Origin of the sequence: Pseudomonas mendocina, assembly GCF_900636545.1 — a bacterium.
Lineage (GTDB): Bacteria > Pseudomonadota > Gammaproteobacteria > Pseudomonadales > Pseudomonadaceae > Aquipseudomonas > Aquipseudomonas mendocina.
Genome location: NZ_LR134290.1, coordinates 3,769,432 through 3,791,592 on the forward strand (window position 1 = coordinate 3,769,432; position 22,161 = coordinate 3,791,592).

Consider the following 22,161-nt stretch of genomic DNA (forward strand, 5'->3'; position numbering starts at 1 on the left):
CATACTGCGCGACTCAGGCTTTGCCGATAGCGGCGAAGTGTCCCTGGGTATGCTGGGCCAGGGTGTCGGCCGAGAGCTCAAGCTCCAGCCCGCGTCGACCACCGCTGACATGAATGGTGGGATGCAGGCGCGCCGACTCGTCGATGAAGGTACGCAGGCGCTTCTTCTGTCCCAACGGACTGATGCCGCCGACCAGGTAGCCGGTGGCACGTTGCGCGGCTGTCGGGTCGGCCATGTCGACCTTCTTCGCCCCGGCTGCCGTCGCCAGCGCCTTGAGGTCTAGGCTACCGGCCACCGGCACCACGGCCACCAACAGCTCGCCCTTCTCGGTAGCCGCGAGCAAGGTCTTGAACACGCGCTCGGGCGCCAGCCCCAGCTTTTCCGCTGCTTCCAGCCCATAGGACGGCGCCTTGGGATCGTGCTGGTAACTGTGCACACGGTGTTCGGCCTTGGCCTTCTTCAACAGATCGATTGCAGGAGTCATGTTCGAATGTGAAAACGCTGTGAAAGATGTCCTACATTAACAGGCCGAAATCCTCCGCATCTACAGCCTATAATGGGTGACCATCACAGGAAGCGCTCATGAATCTCGCTCCCCGACAGCAGGACATCCTCAATCTCGCCCGCGAGCGCGGCTACGTCAGCATCGACGAACTGGCCCAAGCGTTCGCCGTCACCCCGCAGACCATTCGCCGCGACATCAATCAGTTGGCCGAACACGGCCTATTGCGCCGCACCCATGGAGGTGCCGCCTGCGAAGCCTCGAGCATTCAGAATACCGCCTACGGCATGCGCGCCGGGCAGATGCGCGAGGAGAAGCAACGTATCGCCGAGGCCGTGGCGGCGCAGATTCCCGATCACGCCTCGCTGTTCATCAACATCGGTACCACCACCGAAGCCATTGCCCGCGAACTGCAGAATCACAAGGGCCTGAAGATCATCACCAACAACCTGCACGTCGCCGCCCAGCTCAGCGCCAAGGCCGATTTCGAGGTGCTGGTAGCTGGCGGCACGGTGCGCAGCGATGGCGGCATCGTCGGCCAGGCCGCGGTGGATTTCATCCAGCAGTTCAAGGTCGATTACGCCATCGTCGGCATTAGCGGCATCGACGACGACGGTAGCTTGCTCGATTTCGACTACCAGGAAGTCCGCGTTTCACAGGCCATCATCGACAATGCGCGACAGGTTTTCCTCGCAGCCGACTCCAGCAAGTTCGGACGTAACGCCGTGGTGCGCCTGGGCTCCATTGCCCTGGTCAACCGCGTCTTCACCGACAGCGCACCCTCGGCCGCCATTACCCGCCTGCTGCATAGTCACAAGGTCCAGCTCGATCTGGTCTGACTGGCCTCTCGACGGCTATCGCGTAGGGCGGGTGCAACCTGCCAGCAACGTCTCGGTGGATCACACCTCCCCTACAAAAAAACCGATCCTTCCCTACCGCTCGGCGCGCAATCGCGTGCTGAGGTAGCGAAGCAGCGCATCTTCGTCTAGCATATTTTCGAAAGTGAACATAAACACATTCGAATCCAATAGCCGAGCGTGCCACATGCCCCACGATCCATTTACCAGCCCCGTTGCGGAAGTCTATGACCTCGCCGTCGTTGGCGGTGGCATCAATGGCGTGGGCATCGCGGCGGATGCAGCCGGTCGCGGCCTGTCGGTGTTCCTTTGCGAAAAGGATGACCTGGCCAGCCACACCTCGTCTGCCAGCAGCAAGCTGATCCATGGTGGCCTGCGCTATCTGGAGCACCATGAGTTTCGTCTGGTGCGCGAGGCCCTGGCCGAGCGCGAAGTGTTGCTGGCCAAGGCGCCGCACATCGTCAAGCCGATGCGCTTCGTCCTGCCGCACCGCCCGCACTTGCGTCAAGCCTGGATGATCCGTGCCGGCCTGTTTCTTTACGATCACCTGGGTAAACGTGAGCGCCTGCCCGCCTCGCGCGGCCTGCGCTTCGGTGCTGGCAGCCCGCTTAAAGCAGAAATCAGCCGCGGGTTCGAATACTCCGATTGCTGGGTGGACGATGCCCGTCTGGTGGTACTCAACGCCATGGCGGCCCGGGAAAAGGGCGCGCACATCCACCCTCGAACGCGTTGCGTCAGCGCCCGACGCAGCAAGGGCCTGTGGCATATCCACCTGGAGCGCAGCGACGGCAGCCTGCTGTCGATCCGCGCCCGTGCGCTGGTCAACGCCGCCGGCCCGTGGGTCGCGCGCTTCATCCGTGAAGATCTCAAGCAGCAGTCACCGTATGGCATCCGCCTGATCCAGGGCAGCCATATCGTCGTGCCACGGTTATACGAGGGCGAGCAGGCCTACATTCTGCAGAACGAAGACCGCCGCATCGTCTTCGCCATCCCCTATCTGGAGCGTTTCACCCTGATCGGCACCACCGATCGCGAGTACCAAGGCGACCCTGCTCAAGTGGCGATCAGCGCCGAGGAAACCGATTACCTGCTCAAGGTGGTCAATGACCACTTCAAACAGCAACTCAGCCAGGCCGACGTCCTGCACAGCTTCGCCGGCGTACGCCCGCTGTGCGATGACGAGTCCGACGAGCCTTCAGCCATCACCCGCGACTACACATTGTCGCTCTCCGGCACGCCTGGAGAAGCGCCACTGCTCTCGGTGTTCGGCGGCAAGCTGACCACCTATCGCAAGCTGGCCGAGTCAGCCATGCAGCAACTGGCGCCCTACTTCAAGAACCTCGGCCCGAGCTGGACGGCCAGTGCTGCGCTGCCAGGAGGTGAGGATCTGCAAAGCCAGAGTGCATTGGTCGAAGCACTTTGCGAGCGTCATGGCTGGTTACCTTCCAACCTGGCCAGACGCTGGGCCACGTCTTACGGCAGCCGCACCTGGCGCCTGCTCGAAGACGTGCACAACCTGACTGACCTCGGCGAACACCTTGGCGCCGGCCTCTACACCCGTGAAGTGGATTACCTGCGCCGCGAAGAATGGGCACGGAGCAGCACCGACATTCTCTGGCGACGCAGCAAGCTTGGGCTGTTCATGACGCAGGCTCAGCAGGCCCGCCTGCAGGACTACCTGAACAGCCGCGACCCACACTCGGCCCACGCTGCCTGAATTCTGCGTGCCCCAATGCCCCGCAAAGCGGGGCTTTTTTATGAGTGCAGAAAAATAAAATACCGACGGTTTTCAGCCAATTGTGTCTCCGCCGAACTATGAACAACTTTTTTATTGCGCCAATTCAATAACTTGGCGCCATGATGCGGAATAAAAACATTCTTATTCGGTTTTATTTTTACTTATGTTTCAAACACTTAGGTTTGACATAAAGAAAAACGCGGCCGAAAATTCAAGGCCACCACGGTCATTGAAACAGCAGGAGCGGTCATGAAAGGCGACAAGAAGGTCATTCAACACCTGAACAAGATTCTTGGTAACGAACTGGTCGCCATCAACCAGTACTTCCTGCATGCCCGCATGTATGAAGACTGGGGCCTGAAGAAGCTTGGCGAGCATGAGTACCACGAGTCCATCGACGAGATGAAGCACGCCGACAAGCTGATCAAGCGCATCCTGTTCCTCGAAGGCATTCCCAACCTGCAGGACCTGGGCAAGATCCTGATCGGTGAAAACACCAAGGAAATGCTCGAGTGCGACCTGAAGATCGAGCACAAGGCCCATGGCGACCTCAAGGCTGCCATCGCCTATTGCGAGAGCATTGGTGACTACGCCAGCCGCGAACTGCTGGAAGAAATCCTCTGCTCCGAGGAAGATCACATCGACTGGCTGGAAACCCAGCTGAGCCTGATCGAAGCCGTCGGTCTGCAGAACTACCTGCAATCGCAAATGGACGAATGAGTCCAAACCGCTCGATAAGAAACGGGAGCCAATGGCTCCCGTTTTTTGTTGCCTATTTCTGCGGGTCCGGCTCGCCGTCGGAGCGACCGATACTGACGGGCGCATCCACCAGCAAGTCTTCCGGCACTTCGTCTACACGCGGGTCGAGCGCCGCGGCCATGGGGCTGACCGTATCAGGCATCGGCACATGGCTTAGCGGCGCCTCGTCAACCCGGTGCCGGCCGGTGACGCGCTTGGGCTGCACCCAGAAGATCAGCACCACCGCATAGAGCGATACCAGCATGTAGAACATGCCCGGCCCGAAACGCTGCATCATGAAACCGGCCAACAACGGTCCGATGCAGGCGCCAACACCATAGGTGGTCAGCAGCATGGCCGACAATGCCACCCGGCGCGCTTGCTCGACATGGTCGTTGCCCAGCGCCACGGCCAGCGGATAGAGGGTGAACAGCAACATCCCGGTGACGAAGCCGTTGGCCAACAACAGCCAGTACGGCAGGTCGAACAGCCCCCACATGGGAATGGCGACCAGGCACAGCAGAATGGCGTTGCCGCGAATCAACCAGCTACGGTCCAGGCGATCGGACAACCAGCCCAACGGCCACTGCGCACAGAAGCCGGCGATGATGCAGATGGCCACGAACAGGCTCGCCTGCGCAGTATCCAGCCCGCTGCGGCTGGCATAAACCGGCGCCAGGCCGTAGAAGGCGCCGACCATCAGCCCCGCCACGAAAATACTGCCCAGCGCCTGCGGCACGCGCTTGCAGAAAAACCCGATTTCCAGCGGTGCAGCCACCAGCTTGGCCGGGTGCACGCGACGGGTCACGGCCAGCGGGATCAGGCAGGAGGCGAAACAGATCGCCACCAGCACCAGCGGCTTGTAATCCAGGGTCGGGCTCATCGCCAGCAGGCCCTGGCCGACCACCAGGCCCAGATCCACGGCCACCATGTAGCCGGCGAACACCTTGCCGCGCATATGGTTCTCCGACTGCTCGTTGAGCCAGCTTTCGATCACCATGTACTGATTCATCATCACCGCGCCCATCACGAAGCGCAGCAACAGCCAGACTTCCAGGCGCTCGACCAGCACATGCAGCAGCACGATCACCGTGGCGATGCCGGCGCAGGCGACGTAGGAGCGGATATGGCCAACGCTGGCGATCAGCTTGTGGCCGAACTTGCCACCGCATACCAGACCGAAATAGTAGGCCGCCATCAGACCGCCGACCCAGGCGTCGCCCGCGCCCTCCTCCGTCAGGCGCAGGCCCATGTAGGTGCTGAAAAGCCCCGAACCGGCCAGCATGAGTAATGTGGCGCTATACAGGGCCGGGAAGGTGACGAGCGGGCTGAACATGAGGACTCCAGGCAGGACGGTGGCAGCGCCGTCCGACGAACACGGGACGATGGCGTCCCGCCGGCCCCGGGCGGGGCCGACGAAAACCGCGCATTATCCATGGCCGCCGCTTGTCCCGCCACGTCTACCGGGCTTTTCAGGAGCAAGCCGCCAGCGTCACTCGCTCGTTAGCGAGCCTCGCTTTCCTTGACCCGAAACCAGGCCGCGTAAAGCGCCGGCAGGAACAACAGGGTCAGTGCCGTGGCGACCACCAGGCCACCCATGATGGCGACCGCCATTGGCCCGAAGAATACGCTGCGCGACAGCGGAATCATCGCCAGCACGGCCGCCAGCGCGGTCAGCACGATGGGGCGGAAGCGGCGCACGGTGGCCTCGATGATGGCATGCCAGCGATCGAGGCCGTGGCTGATGTCCTGCTCGATCTGGTCAACCAGAATCACCGAGTTACGCATGATCATCCCGGCCAGGGCGATGGTGCCGAGCATGGCGACAAAACCGAACGGCTGACGGAAGATCAGCAGGAACAGCGTCACGCCGATCAACCCCAGCGGTGCGGTGAGAAATACCATGGCCGAACGCGAGAAGCTCTTGAGCTGCAGCATCAGCAGCGTCAGCACCACCACGATGAATAGCGGGATACCGGCGTTGACCGATTTTTGCCCGCGCTGCGAGTCCTCGACCGTACCGCCCACCTCCAGCAGGTAGCCATCCGGCAACTCGGCGCGGATCGGCTCCAGCGTCGGCAGGATCTGTTGGGTCAGGCTGGCTGGCTGCTCCTTGCCATAGACATCGGCCCGCACGGTGACGTTGGGCAGGCGGTTGCGGTGCCAGATGATGCCTTCCTCGAAGCCGTACTCCAGTGTTGCCACCTGCGACAGCGCCACGCTGCGACCGCTGTCGGTCGGCACCGCCAGGCTGGGCAGCAGGCTTAGCGCCTTGCGTTCCTGCGGCGTGCCACGCTGAAGAATCTCGATCAGCTCATTGCCTTCGCGGTACTGGCTGACGCTGGTGCCCGATAGCGAGCCCTGCAAGAAGCGCGACAATTCGGCGGTGTTGACCCCCAGCGCGCGCGCACGATCCTGATCGATATTGAGGATCACCACCTTGCTCGGCTCCTCCCAGTCCAGATGCACGTTCACCACATGCGGATTCTCGCGCACCTTGTCCGCTACCTGTCGAGCCAGGGCACGCACCTCGTCGATATGCTCGCCGCTGACGCGGAACTGGATGGGATAGCCTACGGGTGGGCCGTTCTCCAGGCGGCTGACGCGGCTGCGCAGTGCAGGAAACTCGTCGTTCATGGTCTGGATCAGCCAGGTGCGCAGGCGCTCACGCTCCTCGATGCTCGACGCCAGCACGACGAACTGGGCGAAGCTCGCCGCCGGCAACTGCTGATCCAGGGGTAGGTAGAAACGCGGCGAACCGGTGCCGACATAAGCGACGTAGTTATCGATGCCAGGCTGCTCCTTGAGCAGTTGTTCCAGGCGACGCACCTCGGCCTCCGTAGCACTCAGTGAGGCGCCCTCCTCCAGCTTGATGTCGACCATCAACTCCAGACGACCGGAAGCCGGGAAGAACTGTTGTGGCACGAAGCGGAACAGCAATACCGAGCCGATGAACAAGCCGATGGTCAGCAGGATGACGATGCCGCGGCGGCGCACGCACCACTCCACCGTAGCGCGTACGCGGCGGTAGAAGGGCGTCGAATAGGGGTCATGGCCCGCATCGCTGCCACCGTGTTTTGCAGCATGCAGCTTGGCCAGGTCCGGCAGCAGCTTGTCGCCCAGATACGGCACGAACATCACCGCGGCGATCCACGATGCGATCAGTGAGATCGCCACGACCTGAAAGATCGACCGGGTGTATTCGCCGGTGCCGGACTGCGCCGTGGCGATGGGCAGAAAGCCGGCAGCGGTGATCAGCGTCCCGGTGAGCATGGGGAAGGCGGTGCTGGTCCAGGCGAAACTGGCCGCCTTAAAGCGATCAAAACCCTGCTCCATCTTGATTGCCATCATTTCCACCGCGATGATCGCGTCGTCCACCAGTAGACCGAGGCCGAGCACCAGCGCGCCGAGAGAAATCTTGTGCAGGCCAATGCCGAGGTAGTACATGGCGGCGAAAGTCATCGCCAGCACCAGCGGAATCACCAGCGCAACCACCAGGCCAGTGCGCAGACCGAGGGAGAAGAAGCTGACCGCGAGCACGATCACCAACGCCTCCACCAGCACCTTGACGAACTCGCCCACGCCGGTCTTCACCGCCGCCGGCTGATCCGACACCTTGCGCAGCTCCATACCCAGCGGCAGCGTTTGCTGCAAGCGAGCGAACTCGCCCTCCAGCGCCTTGCCAAGAACCAGGATGTCGCCGCCGTCCTTCATCGACACCGCAATGCCGATGGCGTCCTCACCCATGAAGCGCATGCGCGGTGCGGGTGGATCGTTGAACCCCCGCTTGACCTCGGCCACGTCGGCTATGCGGAAGGTACGATCAGCGACGCGAATGGGAAAATCGCGAATTTCCTCCACCGATTCGAAGCGCCCGGTTACGCGCAACTGGATACGCTCGCTGGACGTCTCGAAGAAACCGGCAGCCGCCACCGCATTCTGCGCCTCCAGCGCCTGCTGCACGGCAGACAGTGGCAGACCCAGGGTCGCCAGCTTGGTATTGGACAGTTCGATCCAGATCTTCTCGTCCTGCAGCCCCACCAACTCGACCTTGCCGACGTCCTTGACCCGCTGCAGTTGCAGTTGCAGGCGATCGGCGTAGTCCTTGAGCACCGCGTAGTCGAAACCGCTGCCGGTCAGCGCGTAGATGTTGCCAAAGGTGGTGCCGAATTCGTCGTTGAAGAACGGCCCCTGAATACCGCTCGGCAAGGTGTGGCGGATGTCGCTGATTTTCTTGCGCACCTGATACCACAGCTCGGGAATCTGCGAGCTGCGCATGGAATCACGTGCCATGAAGGTGACCTGCGACTCGCCCGGACGGGAGAAGCTGGTGATGCGGTCGTACTCGCCGGTCTCCATCAGCTTCCTCTCGATGCGCTCGGTGACCTGGCGAGACACCTCTTCGGCGCTCGCACCCGGCCAGTTGGTGCGAATCACCATGGCCTTGAAGGTGAAGGGCGGGTCTTCGCTCTGTCCCAGCTTGGTGTAGGACAGCGCACCAACAACGGCGAACAACAGCATGATGTAGAGGACGATCTGGCGATGGCGCAGCGCCCAGGCAGACAGGTTGAAGCTCATGCAGGCTTACTCCTTGGCTGCCAGTTCGACGTTGCGATTGTCGCGATCCACGGGGCGCACCTTCTGGCCCTCACGTAGCAACTGGACGCCAGCGGCCACCACCCAGTCGGAGGCGGAAAGCCCCTCCAGCACCGGCACGCGGTCGTCACCATAGGCGCCCACACGGACCGGCCGGCGTTGCACGGTGTGCTCCCTGGGGTCGATGACCCAGACGAAAGCCTTGCCCTGCTCGGAACTGAGTGCCGACAGCGGCACAGCAAGCGGCACTTCGCCGTTGCTGGCAATGAAGACGCGCGCGCTCTGCCCCAGCTCGGCCGGCACCTTGCCTTCACTGAAAGCGACACGAGCGGCGAAGGTACGCGATTGCGGATCGGCCGCCGGCGCCATTTCGCGAATGCGCCCGGGGAAACGCTGGTCGGGCTGCGACCACAGCTCCACCTCGACCGCCTGACCGATCTCGAAACGGCCGAAGATCTGCTCCGGCAGGCTGATGGATACCTCACGCTCGCCATCGGCGGCCAGGGTGAACACGGTTTGCCCGGCTGCCACCACCTGCCCGACCTCGACCGCACGGCGAGCGATCACGCCATCCTGCGAAGCGCGCAGCACGGCGTAGTCGGTCTGGTTGCGCGCCACGTCGTACTCGGCCTTGACCTGTTTCAGCCGGGCCTCACCAGCACGGTACTGATTCTCGACGTTGTCGAACTGCGAGCGACTGACCAGGTTGCGCCCGAGCAGCGCCTTGTAGCGTTCACGCTCGGCGCGCACGGTCTGCAGGTTGGCCTCTGCCGCCGCCATCTGCGCACGGGTGGCTTCCAGTTGCAGCCGCACGTCCTGCGGGTCCAGCTCGGCCAGTGCCTGGTCCTTCTTCACCCGGTCACCGACGTCCACCATGCGCTTGCTCACCTTGCCACCGATGCGGAAGGCCAGCTCCGGCTCATAGCGCGCGCGCACCTCACCCGGATAGCTGTCGACCAGAGCGGTGGCCGGCTGCGGCTGCACCACCATGGCCGGGCGAACCGGCTGTTCGGCCTGCTCTCCATTGCCACAGGCAGACAACACGAAGACCAGACCCAGAGAAGCGACCAGGGGAAGAGCGTGGCGAGACATGTGTAAGACCTTTCGGAGAAGGTTTGGGGCTGGCCCTGGCAGCAGGCGGCTCAACAGTCGTCGACGCTTCCAGAATTGCCCTTTGGAATATTTGTACTGGCGGGTATAGTAAAAATAGCAAACTCGCCAGTCCAGTATTAAAATTCGCCAATGCCCAAGAAATTGTTACAGCCTACCGGTCCCGGCCGCCCGAAGGATCCCGCCAAACGCCTGGCCATTCTCGAGGCGGCCAAGAGCCTGTTCCTGCGTAATGGTTACGACGGCAGCAGCATGGACGCGATCGCCGCAGAGGCCGGGGTTTCCAAGCTCACCGTGTACAGCCACTTCACCGACAAGGAGACCCTCTTCTCCGCGGCGATCAAGGCCAAATGCGAGGAACAGCTGCCGGAACTGTTGTTCGAACTACCGGACAACGTGCCATTGGAAAGCCAGCTACTGGGCATCGCGCGCGGCTTCCTGGCGCTGGTCAATAGCCGCGAATCAGTGGAAATGCACCGGATGATGGTGAGCCTGGCCAGCCAGGGCTCCAAGCTGTCGCAGATGTTCTACGAAGCCGGCCCGAAACGGGTGCAGGATGAGATGGAAGTGCTGCTGCACAAAGCGGCCCAGCGCGGACTGCTGAGCCTGGACGATCCGCACCTGGCCGCCGACCACTTCTTCAGCCTGCTCAAGGGCGGCGCGCATTTCCGCCTGCTGATCGGCTGTGGCGAGCCGCTTGAGGGTGAAGCCGCGGAACATCATGTGCAGGACGCGGTGCAACTGTTTCTGCGCGCTTATCGGCCCTGATCACAGATCGCGCAACCTAAGCGCCGGCTTCCAGCTTCTTCTTCGGATAGATGTCGTAGCGGCTGGATTTGCCCTCCAGCACATAACTCGGCTTACTACCTTCGATAGCCGGGGCCTTGCGCGGGCGCTTGACCACCACACGATGGGTGGCCAGCGCGAGCGCAGCCTCGAGCAATACCGGCGCGTCCATATCGTCACCGACGAAGGGACGGAACAGACGCATCTCCTTCTTTACCAACGCACTCTTGTCGCGATGCGGAAACATCGGGTCGAGGTAAATCACCTGTGGCGCCTCACCCTGCCAGGCGCGCATCAGCTCGATGGCATTGCCGGTGAGCAGGCACATGCGGGCGATGATGGGCGCCACTTCAAGATCGAGCGCCGCACGTTGCAAACCATCCTCCAGCAGCGCGGCGACCAGCGGTTGGCGCTCGATCAAGGTCATGTCGCAACCCAGGCTGGCCAGCACGAAGGCATCGCGCCCCAGTCCTGCCGTCGCATCGAGGATGCGCGGGCGAATCCCCGACTGCACCCCCACCGCCTTGGCGATCATCTGTCCGCTGCCACCACCGAACTGACGTCGATGCGCCGCCGCCCCCTCGACGAAGTCCACCCGCACCGGGCCGGGTGCCTTGTCGCCCAACTCGACCAGCTGCAGCCCGTCATCCCCCAACTGCAGGGCGAACTCGGTTTCCCCCTCGAGCGCCAGGCCCAGGCGTGACGCCCATTGGGCGGCCGCTTCGGCGTACTGAGGATGCAGGGCTTGGATGCGGATGCTGGCGTTGTGCCGCTCGTCGGTCATTGGCTCGTTCTGCTCAAAAATCACTCAAAGCATCGACCGTCCGGCCGATATCGAAGAAGCGGCATTCTGCCAGACCCGGCCGCCGACAGCCGCATCGAGTGTGAACATGTTCGACGCTCTATCCGCTCCGCGCCCCAGCAGCAGCCCTGCCAGCCCTCGCTCACTGAACGAGCAGCTCGATAATGCAGCGAATGAATCGATCAACTATCAGATTCTGCGCCGTACTCTGGGTATCGAAAACGAGCAAAAGCCTGGCGAGATTGTCCGCGAGCTAAGGCAAACAGCAGAACCACTGCCCATCTCCGACAGCGCAGCGACCGTCAGCCAGGCGGTGATCGAGCAGCGCGGTCTGGAGCTGAATGTCAGCACTGGGCAGTCGCCGCAACAGGTCGATCCACTGGTGCTGGACTTGGCTGGCAACGGTTTTTCCACCAGCGGCCTGAGCCGGCCGGTACGTTTCGATCTGGATGCCGATGGGCGCATCGATTCGATCAGCGCCCCCACTGGTGACGACGCCCTTCTGGCACTGGATCGCAACGGCAACGGACGGATCGACGATGGCCGCGAGCTGTTTGGCGATCAGCATGGGGCTGCCAATGGCTTCGCCGAACTGGCACGCTTCGACGATAACGGCGACGGCCGTATCGATGCCGCCGATGCCGTGTTCGACAAACTACGCCTGCTACGTTTCGATGCCCAGGGTCGCCAGCAGTTGCAAACGCTTGGCGAAGCAGGCGTCAGCGCCATCGATCTGCGCGCCCGCGATGTCAGCATCGCACTGGGCGCTTACGATCAGGTTGCACAATTGGGCCGCTTCGAACTCACCGATGGGCGTAGCGGACAGGCCGCCGATCTGTTGCTGGCCAAGCGCTAACGGCGCTAGCGGCACATCCGCCACATGCCCATGTCCACGTGAAAATGATCACGATGGGCGGCGTTGTATTCCGGCCCCAGGGTGACGTTGAAGCTTTCGCACGCCGCCTCCTGTACCAGACGTAGAAAGCGCGTCTTGTCGCCCTCCCCTGGCCAGTCGTGAAGCACGCTGATGCGCCGGCCGTCGCGCAGGCGAAAGCCGACCATGTCCAGCGCATTGGCATAGGAATGCTGGCTGGGCCGCTGACTGCCGGCGATGCTGCGACAGGCGAAACTGCCGACGTGTTCGATACGGGTCACCGGCTGGCCGAACACCGCCTGCGCAGCCGGCTGCAAGCCATGTCGCTCGAACAGGGCGAAGCTCACCGCCAGCGGGCAGGTAGCCATGAAACTGCTGCTCAGGCCAACGCTGGCCCCCTGGATACGCACGGCATTTTCAATCGGGCAGCCAGGATGCGGTGTGCTGTCTTCAAGGCGTGTGAAACGCAGCTCGGAAGTCGCCAGAGCCAAGTCACACAGCTCACGATCCTCACTCAGGCGCCAGAGTTTGAACGGAGTCAGCAGGTTCGGCGCTTCGCGCACGTCCAGTGGCGCCCAGGGGTTGAGCCGTGGCGCCACCTCAACCCAGCCACGCCACAGCGCTACCAGCAGCGCCGCACACAGCAGCAGGGCGAGAAACAGCAAACGGCCGATTATCCGTATCAGCATATCCATCCTCTATCAGAGCAGGCCGAGCTGCTCCAGTTCAGGTTCCGTCTGCAGCACCGGCAACTCGGGCAAGCCCGGCAGGCGCTGCATCAGTTGCTGGTGAAAACGCCGTGCCAGCTCGGGCGCCAGGCGATTGTCAGAGGTGTGCGCGAAGACGTAGGGAGCGAGCCCCTGTTCGATCCAGCCGGCGACCTTGTCCAGCCAGGGCTGCATGAAGGGGTCGTTGGCCAGCAGTTCGGGATGGCCGATGAAACGCAGCTGTGGATGCTGGCTGAACGCGGTGGGCCGAGTCGGCAGGCGCGGTTTCTTGGCCTGCGCATGCAGCACGGCAGGCTCCTGCGAATCGCAGCTGAACAGCGCACGCGAGTCTAGGCAGATGCGCTCGATACCGCGCTCATGCAACAGGCGATTGAGCACGCGTTCGGCATCGCCCTTGGCGAAGAATTCCGGGTGGCGCACCTCGACGGCCAGCGGCCAGTCGCCCCACTGCTCGATAAACGCAGCCAGCTCGGCCAAGCGCGAAGGGCCGAAGGCAGCCGGCAATTGCAGCCAGTATGGCGCAACCCGAGCGCCAAGCGGCGCCAGCAGCTGGCGGAACTGCGCGACCTCGTCGAGCTGCCGGCACAGATCCTCGCTATGGCTGATATCGCGAGGCAACTTGGCACAGAAACGAAAGTGCGCCGGCATCGCCAGCGCCCAGCGAGCAGCCGTTTGCTCGTTGGGCCTGGCGTAGAACGTGGTGTTGCCCTCTACCGCATTGAATACCTCGGTATAGCGACCGAGAAAATCCGTGGGGCGCGTGTCCCGCGGGTAGAGCGTGGCGCGCCAGGCCGCTTCGCTCCAGGATGGACAACCAAGAAAATAGGGAAGCGCAGCACTCATCGATCTATGTAGCGGACCTGGCTGAGGGGCGTGAGACACGCCATGGAACGGGGTTACGCGTAAAGATCGAGGCCGAGCACTTCCTGCGCGTCGTAGTCGTTGGCGTAAGCGGCGGTGGTGCTGTAGCTGGCCAACGCCTGAGCGGCACGATTACTCAGCGAGGGCTGTTGATAACCAAGGTCCTGCGACCGGCTCGGCAGGCTGTCGGTGTTACTGCTGCTGGCCTGCACACGACGAATCTGCGGGGTCTGCTCAAGCCCCTGACTGCTCGCCGGAGCAGCCGGCTGCTCACGCTGAGCCTCGACTTCCCGCTGCGCCTCACGATAGGGCGTGACCGCAGTCCCCGAACGAGGGCCGCGATCTGGCGAGTAGGAAGGTAGGTAACCGTCGATCCGCATCTAGGATTGCTCGGTGGGCTCGGCTGAACGATGAACAGTGCTGGCAATGTAGCGGCGGGCATCGAACTTGGCAAATGCCACGGCGTTATTGACGCCAAGCATCCGACCAGTAGTCATGCCGGCGGAGCCTTCGGCGTGGCGACCTGGTCACGCAGGTAGACCGGCTGCGCCTGATCGGCAGGCAAGGCCTCACCGCGCGCCCAGGCGAAACGAGCCAGACTCAGCAGGTCTTCGGCATGCGGCAACATGCTGCCATCCACGCTCGTGGGCTGGAGGGCGATACGCGTGGCAAAGGTGCCCCAGCCCGTACCTGCACCGAACCATTCGCCACCGCTACCACGCGGTGCTTCGGCCTGCTCGGGTGGCAACACCGCTTCCTGCCCGAGCAGACGCATTTCTCCCGCCTCGGCGTGATAGCAGCCCCAGTAGACTTCATCCATGCGCGCATCGATCGCTGCCGCAACCTGGGTGGCGCCTTGCTCACGCAGCGCACGCTGGGCCAACACAGCCAGGTTTGAGACCGGCAGCACCGGCCGATCCAGCGCGAAAGCCAGGCCCTGCACCACGCCAATGGCGATGCGTACACCGGTGAAGGCACCGGGGCCACGGCCAAAGGCGATGGCGTCCAGCGCCGAAGCCGCGATGCCGGCGTCGCCCAGCAGTTGCTGGATCATCGGCAACAGGCGCTGCGCATGCAGACGCGGGGCAACTTCATAGTGGCTGAGCACGCGACCGTCATGCAGCAGCGCGACGGAGCAGGCTTCGGTGGCGGTATCCAGGGCCAGGAGAGTGGTCATTGCATTCGGACGGCTGAAGAAAAAGAGCCGGCATTAGACCGGCTCGACACATTTTTTTCCAGCGCCATGACGGCGCCCGGCTTGCACCGAGCGACCGAAGGGGTCAGCGCAGCCTTACCAGGGCTCGACTACCGGCTTGGCCTCCCAGCCTTTGAGCGGCGCCTTGGACCAAGTGCCGTAACCGGCGTTGGGGAACACGATCCACTCGACGCCCCATTTATCGGCCTCGTCGGCGACAGTCTTGCGCTGCGCGTCGAGCGGCGTCTTGCGAAAACGTGTGTCGAAGTCATGCAGGGTATCGCCCAGCAGCATGATGATCTGGTGATCCGCGCTGACGATGGCGCGACGCTCGACCTTGGGCGGGCCGAGCAGCAACACACTCTCCTCCGATACCTGGGGCAGCCCCAGCTTTGTGAGGGTAGCCAGGGTGTATTTCTTCTGCTCGTCGGCACGGTCGGAGATGTAGCGGATGGTCACGCCGAGCTTGTCGGCATGTTCGAGGAATTTCTTCGCACCGGGGATCAGCTCGGGCGTGCCGTCACGCTCCCACGGCAGCCAGGTATCCCAGGCATCGTATTGGTGACAGTTGGCCAGGTCGCGTGCCAACAGGGCGCTGTTGTCGATCACGGTCTCATCGAGGTCGGTGACGATGGCCAGCTTGGAAGGATCCTTCGCCGCCGCTACGGCCTTGTCGAGCTTCTCCGTGGCGATGTTGTAGGCCTGCAACTGGAGCGCCTGGACCTCCGCGGACTGTTGCTGAAAGCGCAAACCCATGGTGAATTGCGCGACCGAACAATCAGTCTTGCTCTGTGCGGCGGTCTCGGCAAATACCAGCGGAGTGCTCAATAGCGATACCGCAAGGCCCAGCCAGATGCGTTTCTCGGTCATTTTATGCCCTCTTCCTTATAGGTTATCGGCGGCCCCGACACAGGCCGGAAGCTTGCACCACGATACTAGCTACCCCGTGGTCAGGGACATGCTTGAGAGCGACCAAAACCTATCCGTGTTCCATAAACGACCAAGGCCCCTTTCGGGGCCTTGGTGCGATGACGGCTGGCGGCGTGGACTCAGTCCAGAGCGGCCAGGGTCTTCGCGGTGATTTCTTCGACGCTGCCGACGCCCGGAATATGGCTGCACTTCGGCGTACCGGTTGCGGCGGAAAGCTTCTGGTAGAAATCCACCAACGGCTTGGTCTGCGAGTGGTAGACGGACAGACGATGACGCACGGTCTCTTCCTTGTCGTCTTCGCGCTGAACCAGCTCCTCACCGGTCAGATCGTCCTTGCCGGCAACCTTCGGCGGGTTGTACTCGGTGTGGTAAACGCGGCCGGAAGCCGGGTGTACACGGCGACCGGACAGACGCTTGACGATTTCTTCGTCGTCGACGGCGATTTCCACCACGTGGTCCAGGGCTACGCCAGCATCACGCAGCGCTTCGGCTTGCGGGATGGTGCGCGGGAAACCATCGAACAAAAAGCCGTTGGCGCAATCGTCTTGAGCGATGCGCTCCTTGACCAGGTTGATGATCAGGTCGTCGGAGACCAGACCGCCGGCGTCCATCACGCTCTTGGCCTTCAGGCCGAGCTCGGTGCCAGCCTTGACCGCTGCGCGCAGCATGTCGCCGGTGGAGATTTGCGGAATGCCGAACTTCTCGGTGATGTAGCGAGCCTGGGTACCTTTGCCGGCACCGGGCGCCCCTAGCAGAATCACGCGCATCGATGTGCTCCTCAAGAGTTATGTAGTAATCGGTCGGACTCGCCTCGTGGGGCCAATCTCTTGAATGTAGTGCGGCAGCCGTAGCGGCCAAAAGGCTGCTCAAGATACACAGCGCACCCCAGGCGCACAAGCCGCCAAAAGTCGGATAAAAACCCTCCTCCTGACGCCCTGGACCCGGCATGAGGCGCTGGCCAGGCATGCGTTGGCCAGCACCATTTGCCCCTCAACCGGTGTTGCGCAAACCCGCGGCGATACCCGCCACGCTGACCAGCAGCGCCTGCTCCAGAGGGCTCTCCGGCGCCTGTTCACGTTGCCGGCAGCGCGCCAGCAGCTCGGCCTGCAGCAGGTGCAGCGGGTCGAGATAGGTGTTGCGTACGCTGATCGATTCCAGGGTTTCCGGATTGTGCGCAAGCAGGCACGACTGGCCGGTCAGTTCCAGTACCGCAGCACAGGCCTGCGACAATAGGTCGCGTAACTGCGCACCCAGCGGCTGCAGCGTCGATTCGACCAGACGCTCGTCATACAGAGCCGCAATACTGGCGTCGGCCTTGGTCAGCACCATCTCCAGCATATCGATGCGCGTACGGAAGAAAGGCCAGCGCTCACGCATATCCTTCAGCAACTCGGCGTCGCCCCCCGCCAACGCTTGCCCCAACGCCTGCTCCCAGCCGAGCCAGGCCGGCAGCATCAGTCGGGTCTGGGTCCAGGCGAAGATCCAGGGGATCGCGCGCAGGCTTTCCACACCCCCTTCACGCCGCTTGGCCGGACGACTGCCCAGTGGCAGACGGCCCAACTCCTGCTCCGGCGTAGCCTGGCGGAAGTACTCGACGAACTGCGGATGCTCGCGCACCACGCCGCGATAGGCCTTGACGCCCACATCAGCGAGGCGATCCATCATCGCTCGCCAGCTAGGCTCCGGGGCCGGCGGCGGCAACAGCGTGGCTTCCAGCACGGCTGCGAGATAGAGATTGAGGTTCTGCTCGGCGATATCCGGCAGGCCGAACTTGAAACGGATCATCTCGCCCTGTTCGGTGGTACGGAAACGTCCCGCGACCGAGCCAGGCGGTTGCGACAGGATGGCAGCGTGAGCCGGGCCACCACCACGCCCCACGGTGCCACCACGACCGTGGAACAGGAGCAACTCGACCTGATGCTCGCGACACAGGCGCACCAGTTCCTCCTGGGCGCGGTACTGCGCCCAGGCAGCGGCGGTGGTACCGGCGTCCTTGGCTGAGTCGGAATAGCCGATCATCACTTCCTGCGGGCCATGCAGGCGTGCACGATAGCCGGGCAACCCCAATAGACGATCCATAACCGGCCCGGCGTGATCGAGGTCGGCCAGGGTTTCGAACAGTGGCACCACACGCATCGGCCGCCGCAACCCAGCCTCCTTCAGCAGCAGTTGCACCGCCAGCACGTCGGAAGCGGCACCGGCCATGGAGATCACGTAAGAGCCCAGCGAGGCAGCAGGAGCAGCGGCCACCTCACGGCAGGTGGCGAGCACTTCGGCCGTATCGGCCGAGGGACGATAGTCGCTCGGTAGCAACGGCCGGCGGCTATCCAGTTCACGCTGAAGGAAGCTCAGGCGCGCCTCCTCATCCCATTCGCCGTAGCGACCAAGACCGAGGTAATCGGTGATTTCAGACAGCGCCGCAGCGTGCCGGGCAGAGTCCTGCCGCACGTCGAGGCGCACCAGGAACAGACCGAAGGTCGCGGCACGGCGCAGGCAATCGAGCAGCGGACCGTCGGCAATGACACCCATGCCGCATTGGTGCAGCGACTGATAGCACAGTTGCAGCGGCGCCAGCAGATCGCGGTTGTCCTGCAACACCGAAGGCCCCGCTGCGATATCGGCCGTTAGCGCCTGCTGCGCCCAGCTGCGTGTCTCTCGCAAACGCTCGCGCAGTTGCTTGAGCAGCGCGCGGTAGGGCTCGGCGCTGTCGCCCACCTGCGCGCGCAGCTCATCGCTGGCCTGCTGCATGGACAACTCGGCGGCCAGGTGATCGACATCGCGCAAGTACAGATCGGCAGCCATCCAGCGCGCCAGCAGCAGCACCTCGCGCGTCACCCGAGCGGTGACATTGGGGTTGCCATCACGGTCGCCGCCCATCCACGAGGCGAAACGAATCGGCGCGGCCTCCAGCGGCAAGCGCAAGCCGGTGGCGGCCTGCAGACTCTGATCGGCACGACGTAGGAACTGCGGCACGGCCTGCCACAGCGAATGTTCGATGACGGCAAAGCCCCACTTGGCCTCATCCACCGGACTGGGTCGGCTGCGGCGGATTTCCTCCGTGTGCCAGGCTTCGGCGATCAACCGTTGCAAGCGTTCGACGATGCGCTCACGTTCACCCCGTGACAGGTCGCTGTGATCAAGCGCCGTCAGTTGCGCGGCGATGGCATCGTATTTCTGGATCAGGGTACGCCGCGCTACTTCGGTGGGGTGCGCAGTCAGCACCAGTTCGATGTCCAGGCGCCCCAGCTGACGCGCCAGTTCATCGCCACCTTGTCCCTCGGCGAGCAGGCGTTCGAGCAACTCGTCCAGCACGCGCAGCTCGAACGGTTCGGGCTCGCCCGCACGGCGGCGACGCACGCGATGTTGCTGCTCGGCGATATTGGCCAAATTGAGAAACTGGTTGAACGCACGGGCCACGGGTAACAGCTCGTCGTCGCCGAGGTCACCCAGGGTGCTGGTCAACTGCTCGGCACCGGCATCAGAACCGCTGCGGCCGGCCTTGGCCGCCTTGCGTATGCGCTCGATCTTGTCGAGAAACTCATCGCCCAACTGGGTGCTGATGGTGTGCCCTAGCAGTTCACCCAGCAGGTGCACCTCTTCACGCAGACGCGCATCTATTTCCGCCATGTCGCACTCCTTCTCCTGAGCATGGTCAACAGAGTGCCCAGCGCGCCAACTTCTTACAAGGGTGCGAGGCGTACCCAGGCTGCGGTGCGTGTTGGGTTTAGGCTTGTTGATAGGCGCAGTGGATGGCCCGACCGGCATCGCCTGCGCCCCCGTAAGGAGCGACGACATGAGAATTCGCGAACTGGCAAAACACTGGGAACAGAATGCCAAGGGTCACCTGACTCCAACCCGCTATCACATTCATCTGGATGTCGAGTCGGCCGCTCGCCTGGCGGCACTCACCGAAATGTATCCCAAGCATCACAGCGAGGAGCTGCTCGGCGAACTGATCGGCGCGGCACTGGAAGAGCTGGAGGCCAGCCTGCCCTATGTAAAGGGCAACAAGGTGGTGGCACTGGATGAACAGGGAGATCCACTGTACGAGGACATCGGGCCGACGCCGCGCTTTCTGGCCCTGTCGCGCAAGTACCTGCGCGAACTCAGCGATACGGCCAAAGGCAAGAGCCACTAAGACCAGCAGAGTCGTAAACCGTTCGATATATCGTTCAGATCCACTCAATGAGGGCGCTAATGGCAGCCCTCGCTCCGCCTGAACGAACGAAACGCATGCGCTTGACCTGATCCTATCGGGCGCTAACGCGCGCCCAATGGAAACCGCGTAAATCAGTGAAAATTCCTGCTGGCACCCGCCGTCGCCAACAATAGTCAGCGATTTTCACCACGCCCTTACCTGACCGACCGGTCACTCAAAAAACCGTGAGCAGGCTGTCTTTTTTTCTGAACCATTCCAGAAATATTCAGGTCCCAACTTCAGGCCCCCGAGGCGACACCGATCGCCAACGCCCTCGGTAGACGGGCGATATGGCGGGCCAGTAGTCACGGATATCGTCATTCATAGGAGTGTTTCAAATGGAGTTAGCCGCCATGAAGAGCCGTATCGAGAAAGCCCCGCGCAGCCGCCTGCAAGGCATCAAACTGGCTGCCCTGGTATTGGGTAGCAGCCTGGTACTCGCTGGCTGCGCAGGTAACCCGCCTACCGAGCAATACGCCGTGACGCAGTCAGCCGTGAACGCGGCGATCAGCGCCGGCGGCACCGAGTTCGCCGCCGTGGAAATGAAAGCGGCGCAGGACAAGCTCAAGGAAGCCGAGCTGGCCATGCACGATGAAGACTATGAGAAAGCCCGCCGCCTGGCTGAACAGGCCGAATGGGATGCTCGAGTCGCCGAGCGCAAGGCCCAGGCAGCCAAGGCCGAACAAGCGCTGCAGGACGCCCGTCAGGGTGTTCAGGAACTGCGTGAGGAAGGCATGCGTAACGCTCAGTGAGCGGCAAGCCACCCACCCATTTGCTGACAGATCAAAGGATGAACGCCATGCGTAACCACGTCATGATCCCCGCCCTTCTGGCCCTGAGCGTCGGCCTTGCCGCCTGCTCGCACCAACCCAACGCCAACCTGGAATCGGCGCGTAGCAACTATTCCTCGCTGCAGAGCGATCCGCAGGCGAGCAAGGTCGCCGCCCTTGAAACCAAGGAAGCCAAGGAGTGGCTGGACAAGGCCGACAAGGCCTATCTGGACAAGGAAGACGAGAAGAAGGTCGACCAACTGGCTTACCTGACCAACAAACGTGTCGAGGTAGCCAAGCAGACCATCGCCCTGCGTACTGCCGAAGCCGAGCTGAAGAACACTTCGGCGCAACGCGCCCAGGCCCTGCTCGATGCGCGTGATGCGCAGATCCGCAAACTGCAGGAAAGCCTCAACGCCAAGCAGACCGAACGCGGCACCCTGGTGACCTTCGGCGACGTACTGTTCGACTTCAACAAGGCCGACCTCAAGAGCAGCGCACTGCCCAATGTCACGCAGCTGGCGCGTTTCCTCCAGGAGAACCCTGAGCGCCAGGTGATCGTCGAGGGCTATACCGACAGCGTCGGCTCGGCCAGCTACAACCAGGGCCTGTCCGAGCGCCGCGCCGAGTCCGTGCGTCGTGCGTTGATTCGCGCCGGCGTGGAGCCGACTCGTATCGTCGCCCAGGGCTACGGCAAGGAGTATCCGGTTGCGGATAACTCCACCGACTCCGGTCGCGCGCAGAACCGTCGCGTGGAGGTGACCATCTCCAACGACAACCAGCCTGTGGCTCCGCGCTCCGCTACCGGCGCCTGATCACAGCGCTGTAATGAAGAAACCCGCCTGGTGGCGGGTTTCTTTTGATTCTTCGCATATTTTGGGGAAAGTGCGGGTTGACACCGGACTGGCAAGTTTGTGTGCGCATCGCTTGCTGACTTGGCACTATCCATTACCGAGTGCGCTGAGCGTTTGGGTTGCGCCCCTTACGGGCGCCACACCTTTCTTGCTTGCCCAAGAAAGGTGCGCCAAAGAAGGGCACCCCGACATCCGGGTTTCGCTACGCGAAACTTCCCTCGCTCCGGCGCTGCTCCGGGGGCCGGCTTACATGGGCCATCCTTGGCCCATTAAGCCTCTCGCCGCATCCATGCGGCTCGTCCCCTACGCAACACCTCCACTCGGCCTCCTGAAGGGGACCGGGGCGCGAGCTTGTGTAATCTTTGCGCAATTGAAATTGGCGGCGTCTGACTTTGCCTTTGCTCTTCAACTGCGGCGGTACAGACAACGCCCAAGTCCCCTTCAGGAGGCCGAGTGGAATCGCCGTGGAAGGGGTTGAGCGACATGGATGTCGCGAGAGCCGTGATGGGCCAGGGATGGCCCTTCTCGGCATGCCCCTGGAACGGTGATGGAGCGAGGGAACCCCGGTGCAGCCGGGGCCGTATGCAGGGGTGTGTTTCTTTGCTTACTTTCTTTGCACAAG

Annotated in this window: 20 protein-coding genes; 8 read left to right on the top strand and 12 right to left on the bottom strand. The window is 62.8% G+C overall.

Annotated elements, in window-relative coordinates; genetic code table 11:
- Window positions 1-13: 13 nt before the first annotated feature.
- Window positions 14-484: a Cys-tRNA(Pro) deacylase gene (gene ybaK, locus EL191_RS17515; protein ID WP_017362775.1), complete on the bottom strand. Its 471-nt coding sequence runs from the start codon at window positions 482-484 to the stop codon at window positions 14-16.
- A 98-nt stretch (window positions 485-582) separates the two neighbouring features.
- On the opposite strand from ybaK, the gene EL191_RS17520 reads away from it, so the two are divergent.
- The 3 genes from EL191_RS17520 to bfr all read left to right on the top strand — a co-directional run bounded on the left by EL191_RS17520 (window position 583) and on the right by bfr (window position 3,817).
- A complete protein-coding gene (locus tag EL191_RS17520; RefSeq protein ID WP_041979726.1) occupies window positions 583-1,341 on the top strand; it encodes a DeoR/GlpR family DNA-binding transcription regulator in 759 nt (252 codons plus the stop codon).
- A gap of 205 nt (window positions 1,342-1,546) precedes the next feature.
- Window positions 1,547-3,076, top strand: coding sequence for a glycerol-3-phosphate dehydrogenase (glpD, locus tag EL191_RS17525; RefSeq protein WP_041979725.1), 1,530 nt, complete (start codon window positions 1,547-1,549; stop codon window positions 3,074-3,076).
- Window positions 3,077-3,346: 270 nt separating this feature from the next.
- A complete protein-coding gene (bfr, locus tag EL191_RS17530; protein ID WP_003462607.1) occupies window positions 3,347-3,817 on the top strand; it encodes a bacterioferritin in 471 nt (156 codons plus the stop codon).
- A 52-nt stretch (window positions 3,818-3,869) separates the two neighbouring features.
- Here the strand turns inward: bfr and EL191_RS17535 are convergent, their stop codons facing one another.
- The 3 genes from EL191_RS17535 to EL191_RS17545 form a co-directional block, all read right to left on the bottom strand.
- Window positions 3,870-5,171, bottom strand: a complete 1,302-nt coding sequence (locus EL191_RS17535) for an MFS transporter (RefSeq protein WP_041979723.1) — start codon at window positions 5,169-5,171, stop codon at window positions 3,870-3,872.
- 167 nt (window positions 5,172-5,338) lie between these two features.
- On the bottom strand, window positions 5,339-8,413 hold the full coding sequence (locus EL191_RS17540) for an efflux RND transporter permease subunit (protein ID WP_041979721.1): 3,075 nt from the start codon (window positions 8,411-8,413) through the stop codon (window positions 5,339-5,341).
- Between the two features lie 6 nt (window positions 8,414-8,419).
- Window positions 8,420-9,523: an efflux RND transporter periplasmic adaptor subunit gene (locus tag EL191_RS17545; protein WP_041979719.1), complete on the bottom strand. Its 1,104-nt coding sequence runs from the start codon at window positions 9,521-9,523 to the stop codon at window positions 8,420-8,422.
- A 150-nt stretch (window positions 9,524-9,673) separates the two neighbouring features.
- Between EL191_RS17545 and EL191_RS17550 the strand changes: the two genes are divergently transcribed.
- Window positions 9,674-10,309 carry a TetR/AcrR family transcriptional regulator gene (locus EL191_RS17550; protein ID WP_013716768.1) on the top strand — a complete coding sequence of 212 codons (636 nt, stop codon included), beginning with the start codon at window positions 9,674-9,676 and terminating at the stop codon, window positions 10,307-10,309.
- 16 nt (window positions 10,310-10,325) lie between these two features.
- Here EL191_RS17550 and EL191_RS17555 read toward each other — a convergent pair whose 3' ends face one another.
- Window positions 10,326-11,111: a class I SAM-dependent methyltransferase gene (locus tag EL191_RS17555; protein ID WP_041979718.1), complete on the bottom strand. Its 786-nt coding sequence runs from the start codon at window positions 11,109-11,111 to the stop codon at window positions 10,326-10,328.
- Between the two features lie 106 nt (window positions 11,112-11,217).
- On the opposite strand from EL191_RS17555, the gene EL191_RS17560 reads away from it, so the two are divergent.
- Window positions 11,218-11,985: a hypothetical protein gene (locus tag EL191_RS17560; protein WP_232005488.1), complete on the top strand. Its 768-nt coding sequence runs from the start codon at window positions 11,218-11,220 to the stop codon at window positions 11,983-11,985.
- Window positions 11,986-11,990: 5 nt separating this feature from the next.
- Here the strand turns inward: EL191_RS17560 and EL191_RS17565 are convergent, their stop codons facing one another.
- From EL191_RS17565 to ppc, 7 genes are all read right to left on the bottom strand, one after another.
- Entirely contained in the window at window positions 11,991-12,692 is a 702-nt protein-coding gene (locus EL191_RS17565) for an extensin-like domain-containing protein (protein WP_041979717.1), read from the bottom strand.
- Window positions 12,693-12,704: 12 nt separating this feature from the next.
- Window positions 12,705-13,574 carry a DUF72 domain-containing protein gene (locus tag EL191_RS17570; protein ID WP_041979715.1) on the bottom strand — a complete coding sequence of 290 codons (870 nt, stop codon included), beginning with the start codon at window positions 13,572-13,574 and terminating at the stop codon, window positions 12,705-12,707.
- A gap of 53 nt (window positions 13,575-13,627) precedes the next feature.
- A complete protein-coding gene (locus EL191_RS17575; RefSeq protein ID WP_017362784.1) occupies window positions 13,628-13,972 on the bottom strand; it encodes a hypothetical protein in 345 nt (114 codons plus the stop codon).
- A 113-nt stretch (window positions 13,973-14,085) separates the two neighbouring features.
- On the bottom strand, window positions 14,086-14,769 hold the full coding sequence (tsaB, locus tag EL191_RS17580) for a tRNA (adenosine(37)-N6)-threonylcarbamoyltransferase complex dimerization subunit type 1 TsaB (RefSeq protein ID WP_041979713.1): 684 nt from the start codon (window positions 14,767-14,769) through the stop codon (window positions 14,086-14,088).
- A 114-nt stretch (window positions 14,770-14,883) separates the two neighbouring features.
- Window positions 14,884-15,657, bottom strand: a complete 774-nt coding sequence (locus tag EL191_RS17585; RefSeq protein WP_013716775.1) for a 5'-nucleotidase, lipoprotein e(P4) family — start codon at window positions 15,655-15,657, stop codon at window positions 14,884-14,886.
- Between the two features lie 179 nt (window positions 15,658-15,836).
- Window positions 15,837-16,484: an adenylate kinase gene (gene adk, locus EL191_RS17590; protein WP_017362788.1), complete on the bottom strand. Its 648-nt coding sequence runs from the start codon at window positions 16,482-16,484 to the stop codon at window positions 15,837-15,839.
- Between the two features lie 223 nt (window positions 16,485-16,707).
- Entirely contained in the window at window positions 16,708-19,344 is a 2,637-nt protein-coding gene (gene ppc / locus EL191_RS17595) for a phosphoenolpyruvate carboxylase (protein WP_013716777.1), read from the bottom strand.
- Window positions 19,345-19,510: 166 nt separating this feature from the next.
- On the opposite strand from ppc, the gene EL191_RS17600 reads away from it, so the two are divergent.
- From EL191_RS17600 to EL191_RS17610, 3 genes are all read left to right on the top strand, one after another.
- Window positions 19,511-19,855, top strand: a complete 345-nt coding sequence (locus EL191_RS17600) for a hypothetical protein (RefSeq protein ID WP_024309326.1) — start codon at window positions 19,511-19,513, stop codon at window positions 19,853-19,855.
- A gap of 398 nt (window positions 19,856-20,253) precedes the next feature.
- The gene (locus EL191_RS17605; RefSeq protein WP_024309327.1) at window positions 20,254-20,667 is read left to right on the top strand and encodes a DUF4398 domain-containing protein; all 414 of its coding nucleotides are present in this window, start codon (window positions 20,254-20,256) and stop codon (window positions 20,665-20,667) included.
- Window positions 20,668-20,714: 47 nt separating this feature from the next.
- The gene (locus EL191_RS17610; protein ID WP_041979711.1) at window positions 20,715-21,500 is read left to right on the top strand and encodes an OmpA family protein; all 786 of its coding nucleotides are present in this window, start codon (window positions 20,715-20,717) and stop codon (window positions 21,498-21,500) included.
- Window positions 21,501-22,161: the final 661 nt, after the last annotated feature.

Excerpts from the sequence above, each read along its gene's own strand:
- EL191_RS17610 (WP_041979711.1), top strand. The coding sequence starts at position 20,715 with ATGCGTAACCACGTCATGATCCCCGCCCTTCTGGCCCTGAGCGTCGGC.
- EL191_RS17545 (WP_041979719.1), bottom strand. The coding sequence starts at position 9,523 with ATGTCTCGCCACGCTCTTCCCCTGGTCGCTTCTCTGGGTCTGGTCTTC.
- EL191_RS17600 (WP_024309326.1), top strand. The coding sequence starts at position 19,511 with ATGAGAATTCGCGAACTGGCAAAACACTGGGAACAGAATGCCAAGGGT.
- EL191_RS17535 (WP_041979723.1), bottom strand. The coding sequence starts at position 5,171 with ATGTTCAGCCCGCTCGTCACCTTCCCGGCCCTGTATAGCGCCACATTA.
- EL191_RS17570 (WP_041979715.1), bottom strand. The coding sequence starts at position 13,574 with ATGAGTGCTGCGCTTCCCTATTTTCTTGGTTGTCCATCCTGGAGCGAA.
- EL191_RS17585 (WP_013716775.1), bottom strand. The coding sequence starts at position 15,657 with ATGACCGAGAAACGCATCTGGCTGGGCCTTGCGGTATCGCTATTGAGC.
- EL191_RS17575 (WP_017362784.1), bottom strand. The coding sequence starts at position 13,972 with ATGCGGATCGACGGTTACCTACCTTCCTACTCGCCAGATCGCGGCCCT.
- EL191_RS17565 (WP_041979717.1), bottom strand. The coding sequence starts at position 12,692 with ATGCTGATACGGATAATCGGCCGTTTGCTGTTTCTCGCCCTGCTGCTG.
- adk (WP_017362788.1), bottom strand. The coding sequence starts at position 16,484 with ATGCGCGTGATTCTGCTAGGGGCGCCCGGTGCCGGCAAAGGTACCCAG.
- tsaB (WP_041979713.1), bottom strand. The coding sequence starts at position 14,769 with ATGACCACTCTCCTGGCCCTGGATACCGCCACCGAAGCCTGCTCCGTC.
- EL191_RS17520 (WP_041979726.1), top strand. The coding sequence starts at position 583 with ATGAATCTCGCTCCCCGACAGCAGGACATCCTCAATCTCGCCCGCGAG.
- EL191_RS17605 (WP_024309327.1), top strand. The coding sequence starts at position 20,254 with ATGGAGTTAGCCGCCATGAAGAGCCGTATCGAGAAAGCCCCGCGCAGC.
- EL191_RS17550 (WP_013716768.1), top strand. The coding sequence starts at position 9,674 with ATGCCCAAGAAATTGTTACAGCCTACCGGTCCCGGCCGCCCGAAGGAT.
- EL191_RS17555 (WP_041979718.1), bottom strand. The coding sequence starts at position 11,111 with ATGACCGACGAGCGGCACAACGCCAGCATCCGCATCCAAGCCCTGCAT.
- bfr (WP_003462607.1), top strand. The coding sequence starts at position 3,347 with ATGAAAGGCGACAAGAAGGTCATTCAACACCTGAACAAGATTCTTGGT.
- glpD (WP_041979725.1), top strand. The coding sequence starts at position 1,547 with ATGCCCCACGATCCATTTACCAGCCCCGTTGCGGAAGTCTATGACCTC.
- EL191_RS17560 (WP_232005488.1), top strand. The coding sequence starts at position 11,218 with ATGTTCGACGCTCTATCCGCTCCGCGCCCCAGCAGCAGCCCTGCCAGC.
- EL191_RS17540 (WP_041979721.1), bottom strand. The coding sequence starts at position 8,413 with ATGAGCTTCAACCTGTCTGCCTGGGCGCTGCGCCATCGCCAGATCGTC.
- ybaK (WP_017362775.1), bottom strand. The coding sequence starts at position 484 with ATGACTCCTGCAATCGATCTGTTGAAGAAGGCCAAGGCCGAACACCGT.
- ppc (WP_013716777.1), bottom strand. The coding sequence starts at position 19,344 with ATGGCGGAAATAGATGCGCGTCTGCGTGAAGAGGTGCACCTGCTGGGT.